Source organism: Streptomyces sp. NPDC051310 (assembly GCF_044455245.1).
Lineage (GTDB): Bacteria > Actinomycetota > Actinomycetes > Streptomycetales > Streptomycetaceae > Streptomyces.
The window spans coordinates 79,554-93,242 of the sequence record NZ_JBITEO010000005.1 but is presented as its reverse complement, the minus strand read 5'-3'; the positions used below and the strand labels follow the sequence as shown (position 1 = coordinate 93,242).

Below are 13,689 nucleotides of genomic sequence, written 5' to 3'. Positions count from 1 at the left end.
TGGTGCAGGCTGTGGATGGATCATGGGGGATCAACTCCGGAGGCGGGACTTCTCCCGCTGACAGCGGGTAACGTCGGGGCGTGCCCGCCGATCCCCAGCCCAGCCTGACGAGCGACCCGCCCTGCCTGCCGGGGACGCAAGCGGTCGAGGTCCGACGGAGCTCCCGGCGCCGCCGGACCGTCTCCGCGTACCGCGAGGGCGACCGGACGATCGTGCTGATCCCGGCCCGCATGTCCGAGGCCGAGGAGCGCCGCTGGGTGACCCTGATGCTGGACAAGCTGGCCGCACAGGAGAGCCGGCGCACCCTGGGCGACACCGACCTGGCCGAGCGCGCCGAGCGCCTGTCCGCCCAGTATTTCGAGGGCCGGACGCGGCCGACCTCCGTCCGCTGGGTGACCAACCAGAACACCCGCTGGGGCTCGTGCACGCCCGGCGAGGGCAGCATCCGCCTGTCGCACCGGCTCCAGGGCATGCCGGAGTACGTCATCGACTACGTACTCCTCCATGAGCTGGCGCACCTGCTGGTGCCCGGCCACGGTCCGCGGTTCTGGCGGCTGCTGGAGGCGTACCCCCGCACCGAACGGGCCCGCGGCTACCTCGAAGGGGTCGCCGCCGCGGGCCGCCTGCCGCACCTGCCGGCCGCTAGCGGAGAGTGACATTCACCGATCCTGTACCGAACGTGTACCGGCTTGGCTCAATGTCGGCGCAAGCCGTTAGCCTGGCGCGACGGATTCACCTTTCGGGATGGGGGACGGTCGTTACGCATGGCCAGGGAATTCCAACGCGGCCACAAGGCCAGGATCAGTGACCTGACACCAGGGACCGATCTGTACGTAGGAGTGCAGATCACGGCGCCCGGTCTCACCTTCGACATCAGTTGCTTCGGCCTCGACGCCGACGAACGGCTGTCGGACGACCGGTATTTCATCTTCTTCAACCAGCCCAAGTCGCCGGAGGAGTCCATCCAGCTGCTGGGCGCGCAGGCCGGCGACACCGAGTCCTTCCGCGTCACGCTCGACCGCATCCCCGCGCACATCCACAAGCTCTCCTTCACCGCGACCATCGACGGTGCCGGCCAGATGTCGCAGATCGGCCCGGGTTACCTCCGTATCGTCGCGGGCGGCGAGGAAGTGGCCCGGTACTCCTTCAACGGTGCCGAGTTCAGCACCGAGCGCGCCGTCATGCTGGGGGACTTCTACCTGAAGGACGTCTGGCGGTTCGCCGCGGTCGGCCAGGGCTTCGACGGCGGACTGGAGGCGCTGCTGAAGAACTTCGGGGGCGAGGTCGCCGAGGAGGAGCAGGCCGCCCCTCAGCCGTCGCAGGCCGTGCCGCCGTCGTTCGCCCCGCCGGCGTTCGCCGCCCCGGCACCCGCGGCCCCCGCCCCGGCACCGGCGGCGCCCGCTCCGCAGCAGCCCGCTCCGTCGTTCGGCGCGCCGGTGGCCCCGGCGCCCGCAGCCCCCGCGCCTGTCCCGGCTCCCGCACCGCAGCAGCCCATGCACGCCGCGCCGACCATGGCCGCGCCGATGCAGGCGCCGGTCGCCCCGACGCCGCCGCCCGCGCCGTCCCCGTACGGGCAGCCGCCGCAGCAGCCGCAGTACGGCCAGGTCCCCGGCCAGACCCCGCCGTACGGTCAGCCCGCGCCGGCGCCGTCCCCCTACGGACAGCCGGCCCCGTCCCCGTACGGCCAGCAGCCGCCCGCGGGCATGCCTCCGGGCGCCCCGCACGGCATGCCCCAGGGTGTCCCGCAGGGCGGAGCCGGTCTGCAGGCCGCGCTCCAGCCGTACCGCGAGACCGCCACCGGCCAGCGGTGGACCCCGCAGAACCAGCAGCTCATGCGGGTCGACCTCGCCATGGGCGGAAGCCCCGTCCTCGCCCGCCAGGGCAGCATGGTCATGTACCAGGGCAAGGTCGACTTCAGCTACAAGGGCGCCGGCTTCACCGGCCGCATCGTGGGCAACGCGACCGGCCAGGAGATGCAGCTGATGCGCTGCACCGGCCGCGGCCAGGTCTTCCTCGCCGAGAACGGCGCCCACCTGCACCCCATCGAGCTGCAGGGCGACGGCATCTGCGTATCGGCGGAGAACGTCCTCGCGTTCGACGAGACGCTCCAGTACGAGGTGCGCCGGATCGAGGGCCACGGCATCCCCGGCGGCGCGCTGTTCACGATGCAGTTCACGGGCACCGGCACGGTCGTGGTCAAGACGAACGGCGTCCCGGTCGTCCTGCCGGTCACGCCCACCACCTTCGCGGACTGCAACGCCGTCGTGGCCTGGTCGGCCGCGTCGCAGGTGATCCTCTCCAGCCAGGTCCGGCTGCGCCGCAACGCGTACCCGGGACACAGCGGCGAGACCGTGAACCTCCAGTTCCGGGGCGCCCCCGGGAACTTCATCGTCGTCCAGCCGTACGAGGTCTGAGGGAGCCCGGACAATGAACCAGCAGCTCGCGGGCTTCGCCCCGACCCCCGTCGCGGCCCGGATGGAGAACCACGGCCGTCACATGCTCAAGGTGGCCATGGCCTCCGGCCACGACCTGTACGCGCGCACCGGCTCGATGGTGTCGTACGAAGGCTTCATCCAGTACGAGCCCAACCCGCCCGCCGTCCGCCAGATCGCCTCCCAGTGGATGACCGGCGAAGGCGCGCCCGTCATGAAGTGCACGGGCGACGGACTGCTCTACCTCGCGGACTACGGCGCCGATGTCGTCGTGATCAACCTCAACAACGACGCCATTTCCGTCAACGGCACCAATGTGCTGGCCTTCGACGCCCACCTCCAGTGGGGTGCGGAACGGGTCAAGGGCCTGGCCAAGTTCGCCGGCCAAGGCCTGTGGAACGTTCAGATCGCGGGCACCGGATGGGTCGCCCTGACCTCGCGCGGCACGCCCGTCGTCGTCGACTGCGGCCGCGGCGAGGACGAGACGTACGTCGATCCCGACGCCCTCGTCGCCTGGTCGCCGGCGCTCAAGGTGAAGGGCAAGCGCAGCTTCAAGGCCTCCTCCCTGATCGGGCGGGGCAGCGGAGAGGCGTACCAGATGGCCTTCTCCGGACAGGGCATCGTCGTCGTACAGCCGAGCGAGGACAGCACGGACCGCCTGCGGATCCGGGGCTGAGGGGGAGCGAGAACACACCATGCAGAGCCCGCTTTTCAGCCACACCGAACAGCAGAGCCAGGAGCGGTACGTCGTCCAGAACCCGCAGCTGCTGCGGGTGGCGCTCACCGGACACGACGACGTCCTCGCCCGCAAGGGCGCCATGGTCGCGTACCAGGGCCTGATCGACTTCGACGGCGAGTACCGGAACCGGACCCAGGAGCGCGCCCGCGCCAACACCGGCGAGGGACTGGACCTGATGCGCTGCTCCGGGCAGGGCACCGTCTACTTCGCCAACCTGGCGCAGTACGTCCACGTCGTGGAGGTGGACCAGGACGGCATGACCGTGGACAGCGCCTATGTGCTGGCGCTCGACTCCACGCTGCACACCGAGGTCATCGCCGTGGACAGCCAGTACGGCATCTCCGGCTCCGGCAAGTACCAGCTGAACATCTCCGGCCGCGGCAAGGTCGCCCTGATGACCTCCGGCCAGCCGCTGATGATGCACGTCACGCCCGACAAGTACGTCAGCGTCGACTCGGACGCGATCGTCGCCTGGTCGTCGTCGCTGCGCGTCCAGATGCAGGCGCAGACCCACTCCACCAACGTGCGCCGCCGCCGCGGCAGCACCGGCGAGGGCTGGGAGCTCAGCTTCCTCGGGCAGGGCTTCGCCCTGGTGCAGCCCAGTGAGGTCATGCCGCCGCAGAACGCCCAGATCGGGCAGGGCGTCGGCGCGCAGTTCGGCGTCGGCCAGCACGGCGCGCACGCCCAGAACCAGAACAACGCCTGGAACTGAGCTTCCGGGGGACCATGGGCCCGCGGATACGACGGGCCCGCGGGACGACGGGCATACGGGAGGGGCGGCCGCCGCGGCGACCGCCCCTCACCCGTTCCTCACCGCTCCTCGCGAGCGCCGCGGCGACCGCTCGCGCCGCGGCACCGCATCGCGCTGCGTCACAGCAACGTGAACCGCCTCACAGCGACGCGCGGGCCGCCTCCACCAGCCGGACGACGGACGTGTCGGCGACGGCCGCCACCTCGTCGTACGGGAACCAGCGCAGGTCCAGCGACTCGTCGCTGATCGCCTCCACCGCGTCCGGCGGCGCGACCGCCACGTACTGCACGTCCAGGTGCCAGTTGCAGGGCGCGGGAATCGGATGCCGGTCCAGGCGCGCGGGGCCGCCCGGCAGCAGCGTCAGCCCCGGGATCCCGGACTCCTCCGTGGCCTCCCGCAGCGCCGCCTCGGCGACCGTCGCGTCACCGGGCTCGCAGTGCCCGCCCATCTGCAGCCACATGCCCAGCTTCTTGTGCAAGGTCAGCAGCGCCCGGCCGCGCTCGGGGTCCACCACCAGCGCGCTCGCCGTGAGGTGCCCGGCCTCGCAGGCCTTCCACATTCCGTCCGGGTGGGCGGCCAGGTGATCCAGGTAGACCTGGCGCAGCCGCTCCTGGTCCCCGGACCCCTCGTACGCCTTCAGGACCAGGACGGCGTCATCGTGCAAGGTCACTTGTCGGACTCGTCCTCGTCGTCGGCGCGCGGGCTCTCGCCGCGGGTGTCGTCGCTGCCCGGCCGGCCCTGGGTGCCGCCGGCCGCCTCGCCCAGCATCTTGTCGAGCTCCGAGAAGTCCAGGTGCTCCCGGTGCACGAACCCGTCCGGATCGTCCAGGTCGGACGCCGTCGGCAGCATGTCGGGGTGCTGCCACAGGTCGTCGCGCCCGTCGACACCCCGCGCGTCCGTCAGAGACGCCCACAGCCGCGCGGCGTCGCGCAGCCGGCGCGGGCGCAGCTCCAGGCCGATCAGCGTGGCGAAGGTCTGCTCGGCCGGGCCGCCCGAGGCGCGCCGCCGCCGCAGGGTCTCCCGCAGCGCCGCGGCGGAGGTCAGCCGGGACTTGGCGGCCTCGTGGACCACCGCGTCCACCCAGCCCTCGACCAGCGCCAGAGCCGTCTCGAGACGGGCCAGAGCGGCCTTCTGCTCGGCCGTGTCCTCCGGCTGGAACATGCCCTGCTGCAGCGCTTCCTGCAGCTGCTCGGGGTTCGACGGATCCAGACCGCTGACCGCGTCCTCCAGCTTGGAGGTGTCGACCTTGATCCCGCGCGCGTACCCCTCGACCGCGCCGAACAGGTGCGAGCGCAGCCACGGCACGTGCGCGAAGAGCCGCTGGTGAGCGGCCTCGCGCAGGGCCAGGTACAGCCGCACCTCGTCCTGCGGCACGCCCAGGTCCTTGCCGAACCCTTCCACGTTCAGCGGGAGCAGCGCGGCCTTGCCGGCCGGGCCCAGCGGCAGCCCGACGTCGGTGGAGCCGACCACCTCGCCCGCCAGCACGCCGACGGCCTGGCCGATCTGCTGGCCGAACATGGCGCCGCCCATGGAGCGCATCATCCCGATCAGCGGACCGGCCATGGCCTGCATCTCCTCGGGCAGCACGTCGCCCATGGCGGCGCCGACGCGCTCGGCGACCGGGTCGACGAGCTGCTGCCAGGCCGGCAGCGTCGCCTCGACCCACTCCGCGCGGCTCCACGCCACGGCCGTGTTCGCCCCGGACGGCAGGGACGTCACGCCGTCCAGCCACAGGTCCGCCAGGCGTACGGCCTCCTCGACCGCGGCGCGCTCGGCCGGGCCCACGCTGGAGTCCTTGGTGCCGTCCGAGGTGCCCTGGGCGACCGTCTGGCGCGCGATCTGCTTGGCCATGTCCCAGTTGACCGGGCCGCCCTCGTAGCTCAGCATCTGGCCGAGCTGCTGGAAGGCCGCTCCCAGGTCGGTGGGGTTCAGCGAGCCGAACATCGCGGCGAAGGGGTTGTCCGCGCCGCCCTGTCCGCCGCCCGGCATTCCGGGGAACCCGAAGGGATTGCCCGCCCCCTTGCCACCTTCGGAGGGCTGCTTCTTCTTGCCCTCGTCGCCGTCCTCCGGCTCCTCCGGCGGAAGGCCGAATCCGAATGGGGTGTCACTCACGGGTTTCCTCGGCTCGTAGGGCCGCCGGCTCTCCTGCCGGCGGCGGCTGCCCGACAACACCACCAGCGTAGACATCCGGGCCGGATAAGGGCTCGGTGCTCCGCCGACACGTGGGCTGCGGCAGGATGGACGCCACCTGGTACGTACGCGTCATTCACGTACGTACTGAAGACAACCGCTGGAGACGCCTGGTGAGTTCCCCAGATCCGCAGGTTCGCGCAGCGCGAAACCATGCAGTCCCGTCCGCAGGCCGCCGCCCCGTCGTCGCGGTCACCGGTGCCGCCTCCGGCGTCGGCGACCTGCTGATCCGGCGCCTCGTCGCGTCCGAGGAGATCAAGCAGGTCATCGCCATCGACGAGCGCCGCGGCGAGGTCCCGGAGGCGCACTGGCACATCCTGGACGTCCGTGACCCGGCCATCGCCGAGAAGCTGCGCGGCGCGGACGTGGTGGTGCACCTGGCGCTCGATCTCGACCTGGAGACCGACGCGGCCGCCCGCACGGCGTACAACGTCCGCGGCACCCAGACCGTGCTGACGGCGGCCGCCGCCGCCGGCGTCCACCGGGTGGTGCTGTGCACGTCGGCCATGGTCTACGGTGCCCTGCCCGACAACGACATCCCGCTCTCGGAGGACGCCGAGCTGCGGGCGACCGCCGAGGCCACCGGTGTGGGCGACCTGCTGGAGATCGAGCGACTGGCGCGCCGGGCGCCCCGCGCGCACCCCGGCCTGAACGTGACGGTGGTGCGCCCGGCCGTCCTGGTCGGCGGCACGGACACGGCGCTGACCCGCTACTTCGAGTCGCCGCGGCTGCTGGTGGTAGCGGGGTCGCACCCCACATGGCAGTTCTGCCACGTCGAGGACCTGGTCAGCGCGCTGGAGTACGCGGCGCTGGAGAAGGTCGAGGGCGAGTTCGTCGTCGGCTGCGACGGCTGGCTGGAGCAGGAGGAGGTCGAGGAGCTCAGCGGCATCCGCCGCATGGAGCTGCCCTCGGCGGTGGCCCTCGGGGCGGCGGCCCGGCTGCACCGGATCGGTCTCACCCCCTCACCGGCCGGTGACCTCGCCTACACGATGCATCCGTGGGTGGTGAGCGTCGGACGGCTGCACGACGCGGGGTGGCGGCCGCAGTGGACCAACGAGGAGGTCCTCGCCGCGCTGCTGGAGGAGGTCCAGGGCCGCCACACGGTCGCCGGGCGCCGCCTGGGCCGCAAGGACGCCACCGCCGCGGGGGCGGCGGGCGCGACGGTGGCCCTGCTCGGCACGGCGGCGCTGGTACGGCGGGCCCGCAGGCGCCGCGGGCTGTAGGCGCCGCGGGCTGTGGCGCCGGGCGCTGCGGGGCCGCTGGTCCCGATGCCGTCCCGCAGGCCCGGCCCTCCCTGTAGGAGGCTCCAACGCGCGCGGGGACGGGCCGGGCGAAAGCGCTATTCCACGATGTCGGTGCGGTACGGCACGATGGAGCGCATGGCACCCACGTACGACCACCCCGGCGAGCGCGCGGCGGCGGACCCGATCCGGCTGCTGGCGATCCGTGACACCCCGCTCTCCCTCGACGAGGTCTTCCGGGCCGTCGGCGACGACGCGGCCGGGGGGACCGCGCTCTTCGTGGGCACCGTGCGCAATCACGACGGCGGCGCCGACGTGGACGCCCTGGGCTACTCCAGCCACCCCACGGCGGAGGCCGAGCTGCGCCGGGTCGCCGAGAAGGTCGTCGCCGACCACCCGGTCCGGGCGCTGGCCGCCGTGCACCGCGTGGGCGACCTGTCCGTCGGGGACCTGGCGGTCGTCGTCGCCGTGTCGTGCCCGCACCGCGCCGAGGCCTTCGCGGCCTGCCGGAAGCTGATCGACGACCTCAAGCACGAGGTGCCGATCTGGAAGCACCAGCGCTTCTCCGACGGCACCGAGGAGTGGGTCGGCGCCTGCTGAGCCGCAGGCCCATGACGGGGCCCGGACGGCACGAACACCCTGAGGGGAAGGGCCGCTGCCCGCCGGACCCGAGCGGGCATGTCCCGTTGATCGCAAGCGGAGAGGTCCGTCCGGTCGGACGTGGCGATGGTCCGATTTGCGTAACCGCACCCCGGGCACGAGCGTTGTGAGGGCGGATGGTTAATCTGCTGATCAGTCAGTGGCGTTCGCGCATGGGGACGGGAGGTCGCGATGGCAGTACTCGCCTGGTTGCTGATTCCGCTGTTCGCTGCCATCGGAGCTGCGATATGGGGAAGCTGGGCATCGCGCACCAAGACCATCGAGGACGTCGCCGAGCTCGCCGGCTACGCACGCTTCCGTGACGCGATGGAGAAATCGCACTCCCGCGGCGGCCCCGCCTGAGGCCTCCGGCCCGCTGGTCCGCGTCCGAAAAGCACGTGCCGGAGCCACCCCGTACGGACCGGCCCCAGGGGTGTACTGACAGACGCGTCCCGTACTGTCGTTCCATGCCACGCCGCACCGCGACGATGCTCGCTTCGACCCTCATCCTCATCGCGCTGCTCTGCGCGGGGGTCTTCATCAAGGTGCCCTATGCGGAGATGAGCCCCGGTCCGACGGTCAACACGCTGGGGGACTCGGGTGGCGAGCCGGTGCTCCGGATCTCCGGGCACAAGACGTACCCCACGTCCGGGCATCTCAATATGACGACCGTCAGAGTCACCGGTGCGGACTACAGGATGAACCTGGTCGAGGCCGTGTACGGCTGGCTGGCCCACGACAGCGTCGTCGTCCCGCACGAGACGCTCTACCCGGACGGCAAGACCGAGGAGCAGTCCACGCAGGAGAACGCCGAGGAGTTCAGCCAGTCCCAGGAGAGCGCCAAGGTCGCCGCCCTCGGACAGCTGGGCATCCCGGTCACCTCCCGGGTCGTGGTCTCCTCCGTGCAGAGGGGCAGCCCCGCCGAGAGCGCGCTCCACGCCGGCGACGTGATCAAGGCCGTGGACGGCACGGCGGTCAAGGCGCCGCAGGACGTGGCCAAGCTGGTCACCCGGCACAAGCCGGGCCAGGACGTCGTCTTCACCGTCGTCCCGGCCAAGGCCGCGGCCGCCGCCGAGAAGGCCGGCCAGGAGCCCACCACCACCGAGAAGGTCACGATCACCACGAGGAAGTCCGACGAGGGCGACCGGGCGATCGTCGGCATCCAGGCCGGGATCGACCACACCTTCCCGTTCACCGTCGACATCAAGCTGGCCGACGTGGGCGGCCCCAGCGCGGGCCTCATGTTCTCCCTCGGCATCCTCGACAAGCTCACGCCCGGCGATCTGACCGGCGGCAGGTTCGTCGCCGGCACCGGCACCATCGACGACCAGGGCAAGGTCGGTCCCATCGGCGGCATCGACATGAAGCTCGTCGGCGCGCGGAACGCCGGCGCCCGCTACTTCCTGACGCCCGCCGACAACTGCGCCGCAGCGGCGACGGACACTCCGGAGGGCCTCACCCTGATCAAGGTGCGGTCCATCGACGACGCCGTGAAGTCCCTGGAGAAGGTCCGCACGGGCAACACCGCCGGCCTGCCCGGCTGCTCGGCCTCCTAGCGCCCGTACTGGCACCCTGGACTGCACCGGCCCCGGCAGCGGTCCGCCGCGGCCCCTGGGCGGCCGCGGGCACGGAAAAGGGGCGCGGCATCCGGCCACGCCCCTCCCCCCGCTCACAGCCCCGTACGCGACGATCGCGTACCAGGACCCGGCCGCCTAGGACTCGAACGTCGCCGCCAGCGCGTCCGCCAGGCCCGGGACCAGGTCCGCGCCCGTCAGGACCTCCGTCGGCGAGTCCTTCTCGCGCAGCCGCAGCGCCGACTCCCGCGCCCCGTTCCGCAGCACCGCCACCGTCATCCGGACCTCCTGGCGGTCGGGGTGAGCGGCCACCCACTTCGCCAGCTTCGCCTCGTCGAGCCCCTCCGGCACGGACGCCTCGGCGGACGGCGGCAGCATCAGCCGTTCCACCGTCATCGCGCAGCCGGCGACCGCGTCCGGCCAGGCGACGGTGGCGAGGAACTCGTCGAGCGGCCGGCCGGCCGGGATCTCGTCCTGCTCGATCGGGGTGAGCGGGGCGGCGGCCTCATCGGCGTCGAGACCGAGCTGGGCGGCCAGCCCCGGCTCCTGGGAGCGCAGCTGCGCCGTGTCGACGAGGGCGAAGAGCCGGGCCGGCTGGTCCCAGCCGAGACCGGAGGCGTACTCGTCGATCTCGAGCACCGCGCGGGTGAGCGGGCTCGCGGCCATCGGGGGACCGGAAGGGGAAACGTTGGACATGACCAATATCCTGCCTGCTTTCCACCCCGATACGGGAACTAGGTAAAGCCTGAGTAAGTTGCATCAGTGGGTCCTACGATCGCTGGGGCCCGGCGCAGCCGCTTCAGCTGCCCGGAACACGACCTGCACAGACACGACGCGAACTTCGAGGGGCGCACGTTGGCTTTCCAGATGCCGGACCGCGGCGGAGGCCCGACCGGGCCACGGATCAGAGTCGGCCGGCCGTCCCGGCGGGCCCGCACCCTGCTCATGACGCTGGGGGTGCTGGCCGTCCTGGCCATGCTCTTCGTCATGTTCGCCGGGTTCTGGACGGACTGGCTCTGGTACCGGTCCGTGCAGTACTCGTCCGTCTTCACCACCACCCTGTGGACCAAGATCGGCCTGTTCGCCGTCTTCGGTCTGCTCATGGCGACCGCCGTCGGGCTGAACATCTGGCTCGCCCACCGGCTCCGCCCGCCGCTCAGCGCCATGTCGCTGGAGCAGCAGAGCCTGGACCGCTACCGGATGGGCGTCGCCCCGTACAAGAAGTGGGTGTTCCTGGCGATCACCGCCCTGGTGGGGCTGATCGCCGGCGCGTCCGCCTCCGGGCAGTGGCGCACCTGGCTGATGTGGGTGAACGGCGTGCCGTTCGGCCAGAAGGACCCCCAGTTCAGGATGGACGTGGCGTTCTACGCGTTCGACCTGCCCTGGTACCGGTTCCTGCTGGGCTTCGGCTTCGCGGCGACCGTGCTGTCGCTGATCGCCGCCGCCCTCACGCACTACCTGTACGGCGGGCTGCGCATCACCAGCCCCGGCGCGCGCGCCACCGCCGCCGCCACCGGGCACCTCTCGGTCCTCCTCGGCATCTTCGTGTCGCTGAAGGCCGTGGCGTACTGGCTCGACCGGTACGGCCTGGCGGTGAAGTCCAGCGACTTCAAGGCGACCGGCAACTGGACGGGTCTGCGGTACGTCGACGCCAACGCCTACCTCCCGGCCAAGACCATCCTCTTCTGCATCGCCGTCATCTGCGCCGTGCTGTTCTTCGCCACGCTCTGGCGCCGGACCTGGCAGCTGCCGGTGATCGGCTTCGGCCTGATGGTGCTCTCCGCCATCCTCATCGGCGGGCTGTACCCGGCGATCGTGCAGAAGTTCCAGGTCCAGCCGAACGAGCAGGCCAAGGAAGCGCCGTACATCGCCAAGAACATCGAGGCGACGCGCAAGGCGTACGACATCGACCGGGCGAAGCCGGAGAACTACTCCGGCAAGTCCACGGTCAAGGCCAAGGACCGGCTGCGCAGCGACGCCGACTCGGCGGCCAGCTACCGGCTCGTCGACCCGAACATCGTCTCGCCGACGTTCCAGCAGCTGGAGCAGAAGCGGAAGTACTACCAGTTCCCGACCACGCTCGACGTCGACCGCTACGAGGGCAAGGACACGGTCGTCGGTCTGCGGGAGCTCAACATCAAGGGCATCCCGAAGCGGAACTGGATCAACGACCACTTCACCTACACCCACGGCTACGGCGCGATCATGGCCACGGGTACGACCACGGACGCCAACGGCTCACCGATCTTCACCGAGGCCGGCCTGCCGACCACGGGCCAGGCCGGGAAGTACGAGCAGCGGATCTACTACGGCGAGAAGACCGAGCAGTACTCGATCGTCGGCGGTCCGCAGAAGGAGCTCGACTACGAGGAGAACGGCGAGAAGACCACCAGCTACCAGGGCAAGAGCGGGGTCGACCTCTCCAACGCGTTCAACCGGGCCGCGTACGCCGTGACCTTCAGCGAGCCGCAGATCCTCTACTCGGGAGCGATCGGCGACGGCTCGCGGATCCTGTACAACCGCACGCCCAAGCAGCGCGTCGAGGCGGTCGCCCCGTGGCTGACCATCGACGGCGACGCCTACCCGGCGGTGGTCGACGGCCGCATCCAGTGGATCGTCGACGCGTACACGACGACGAACGGCTACCCGTACGCCTCGCGCACGACGCTGGGGACGACGACCACGGACTCCCTGACCGCCGGCAACGAGACCCGGGCGGTGGTGGCGCAGCAGAACCAGGTCAACTACATCCGCAACTCGGTGAAGGCCACCGTCGACGCGTACGACGGCACGGTCAAGCTGTACCAGTGGGACACCGAGGACCCGGTCCTCAAGACCTGGATGAAGGCGTTCCCGGGCACCGTGCTGCCGAAGGACGACATCAAGCCGGGCCTCAAGGAGCACCTGCGCTACCCGCAGGACATGTTCAAGGTGCAGCGCGAGCTGCTCACCCGCTACCACGTCACGGACGCCGCGCAGTTCTACAGCGGCAGTGACGCCTGGCAGGTGCCGGACGACCCGACCAACAAGGACGGCAACGCCGTTCCGCCGTACTACCTGAGCATGAAGATGCCGGGCGACAAGGAGCAGCGCTTCGCGCTGACGACGACGTTCACCCCCAACGGGCGGCCCAACCTGGGCGGCTTCATGGCGGTCGACGCCGACGCCGGCAGCAAGGACTACGGCCGGATCAGGCTGCTGCGGGTGACGCAGGACGTACCGGGCCCCGCCCAGGTGCAGAACAAGCTCAACAGCCTTCCGTCCGTGGCCCAGTTCGTCCGCGACCTCAAGGGCGCCGACTCCGACATCCAGTACGGCAACCTGCTCACGGTGCCGCTCGACGGTGGCTTCCTGTACGTGGAACCGGTGTACGCGCAGGGCCGCAACGCGCTGTACCCGCTGCTGAGGAAGGTGGCCGTGTCGTACGTCGACGCGGACCAGCCGGAGGGTGACACCACCAAGGACACCACGGTGTTCGAGGACGACCTCGGCAAGGCGCTCAACGCGGTCTTCGGGGTGGACGGCGAGACGCCCACCACGCCGCCGCCCGGCGACCCGACCAAGCCGCCGGCCACCGGCGACGCCGCACTGCAGCAGGCCATCGCGGATGCGCAGAGGGCGTTCACGGCAGGCGAGGAGGCGCTGAAGAAGGGCGACTGGACGGCGTACGGCAAGGCCCAGGCGGACCTCGCCGAAGCGCTGCGGCGAGCCGCGGCGGCGGAAGCCGCGGCCGAGGCGGACGAGAAGCCGGGCGACGAGAAGCCGGCGGACCAGAAGCCCGCCGCTCCAAAGCCGGCCGATCAGAAGCCCGCCGACCAGAAACCCGCAGGCTGACGGAGTCCGTCCCGCGTCGTGATACGGTGGTTTCACCGACGCGGGGTGGAGCAGCTCGGTAGCTCGCTGGGCTCATAACCCAGAGGTCGCAGGTTCAAATCCTGTCCCCGCTACTGAAGTCAAGGGCCCGGATCTTTCGAGATCCGGGCCCTTGGTGCGTGGGCGATGCAATCGGCGTCCCGTAGGGGGGCAGTTGGGGCGACTCGTGTTTGACTTGTCTCCCTGTGGGCATGTCGACAAAACGCTGTAGTGACCTCACTGGCTGCGGTATACCAGGTGTACCCGGGTT

12 protein-coding genes and 1 tRNA gene are annotated in these 13,689 nt (G+C 71.1%); 10 read left to right on the top strand and 3 right to left on the bottom strand.

Features of this window, described 5'->3' with window-relative positions; all coding sequences use genetic code 11:
- Window positions 1-80 precede the first annotated feature (80 nt).
- The 4 genes from ACIA79_RS09495 to ACIA79_RS09480 all read left to right on the top strand — a co-directional run bounded on the left by ACIA79_RS09495 (window position 81) and on the right by ACIA79_RS09480 (window position 3,883).
- A complete protein-coding gene (locus ACIA79_RS09495; RefSeq protein WP_399427579.1) occupies window positions 81-656 on the top strand; it encodes a M48 family metallopeptidase in 576 nt (191 codons plus the stop codon).
- A 108-nt stretch (window positions 657-764) separates the two neighbouring features.
- The gene (locus ACIA79_RS09490) at window positions 765-2,414 is read left to right on the top strand and encodes a TerD family protein (RefSeq protein ID WP_399427578.1); all 1,650 of its coding nucleotides are present in this window, start codon (window positions 765-767) and stop codon (window positions 2,412-2,414) included.
- 13 nt (window positions 2,415-2,427) lie between these two features.
- Window positions 2,428-3,108 (top strand): AIM24 family protein, encoded by a 681-nt coding sequence (locus tag ACIA79_RS09485; protein ID WP_399427577.1) that lies wholly within the window; start codon window positions 2,428-2,430, stop codon window positions 3,106-3,108.
- A 19-nt stretch (window positions 3,109-3,127) separates the two neighbouring features.
- A complete protein-coding gene (locus ACIA79_RS09480; protein ID WP_399427576.1) occupies window positions 3,128-3,883 on the top strand; it encodes an AIM24 family protein in 756 nt (251 codons plus the stop codon).
- A gap of 178 nt (window positions 3,884-4,061) precedes the next feature.
- Here the strand turns inward: ACIA79_RS09480 and ACIA79_RS09475 are convergent, their stop codons facing one another.
- Both ACIA79_RS09475 and ACIA79_RS09470 read right to left on the bottom strand, forming a co-directional pair.
- On the bottom strand, window positions 4,062-4,592 hold the full coding sequence (locus tag ACIA79_RS09475; RefSeq protein WP_399427575.1) for an NUDIX hydrolase: 531 nt from the start codon (window positions 4,590-4,592) through the stop codon (window positions 4,062-4,064).
- Window positions 4,589-6,034: a zinc-dependent metalloprotease gene (locus ACIA79_RS09470; protein WP_399427574.1), complete on the bottom strand. Its 1,446-nt coding sequence runs from the start codon at window positions 6,032-6,034 to the stop codon at window positions 4,589-4,591. Before ACIA79_RS09470 ends, ACIA79_RS09475 begins: the two co-directional genes overlap by 4 nt.
- A 191-nt stretch (window positions 6,035-6,225) precedes the next feature.
- Between ACIA79_RS09470 and ACIA79_RS09465 the strand changes: the two genes are divergently transcribed.
- The 4 genes from ACIA79_RS09465 (at window position 6,226) to ACIA79_RS09450 (ending at window position 9,548) form a co-directional block, all read left to right on the top strand.
- Entirely contained in the window at window positions 6,226-7,335 is a 1,110-nt protein-coding gene (locus tag ACIA79_RS09465; protein ID WP_399427573.1) for an SDR family oxidoreductase, read from the top strand.
- Window positions 7,336-7,491: 156 nt separating this feature from the next.
- Window positions 7,492-7,953, top strand: a complete 462-nt coding sequence (locus ACIA79_RS09460) for a molybdenum cofactor biosynthesis protein MoaE (RefSeq protein WP_031076789.1) — start codon at window positions 7,492-7,494, stop codon at window positions 7,951-7,953.
- 231 nt (window positions 7,954-8,184) lie between these two features.
- Window positions 8,185-8,355, top strand: a complete 171-nt coding sequence (locus tag ACIA79_RS09455; protein WP_399427572.1) for a hypothetical protein — start codon at window positions 8,185-8,187, stop codon at window positions 8,353-8,355.
- A 104-nt stretch (window positions 8,356-8,459) separates the two neighbouring features.
- On the top strand, window positions 8,460-9,548 hold the full coding sequence (locus ACIA79_RS09450) for a PDZ domain-containing protein (protein WP_399427571.1): 1,089 nt from the start codon (window positions 8,460-8,462) through the stop codon (window positions 9,546-9,548).
- Window positions 9,549-9,704: 156 nt separating this feature from the next.
- On the opposite strand, the gene ACIA79_RS09445 is transcribed toward ACIA79_RS09450, so the two are convergent.
- Window positions 9,705-10,262: a PPA1309 family protein gene (locus ACIA79_RS09445; protein WP_399427570.1), complete on the bottom strand. Its 558-nt coding sequence runs from the start codon at window positions 10,260-10,262 to the stop codon at window positions 9,705-9,707.
- 171 nt (window positions 10,263-10,433) lie between these two features.
- On the opposite strand from ACIA79_RS09445, the gene ACIA79_RS09440 reads away from it, so the two are divergent.
- Complete coding sequence (locus ACIA79_RS09440) at window positions 10,434-13,400, top strand: UPF0182 family protein (protein ID WP_399427833.1); 2,967 nt, start codon at window positions 10,434-10,436, stop codon at window positions 13,398-13,400.
- Between the two features lie 39 nt (window positions 13,401-13,439).
- Window positions 13,440-13,513 (top strand) — tRNA-Met (locus ACIA79_RS09435).
- The last annotated feature ends 176 nt before the right edge of the window (window positions 13,514-13,689 follow it).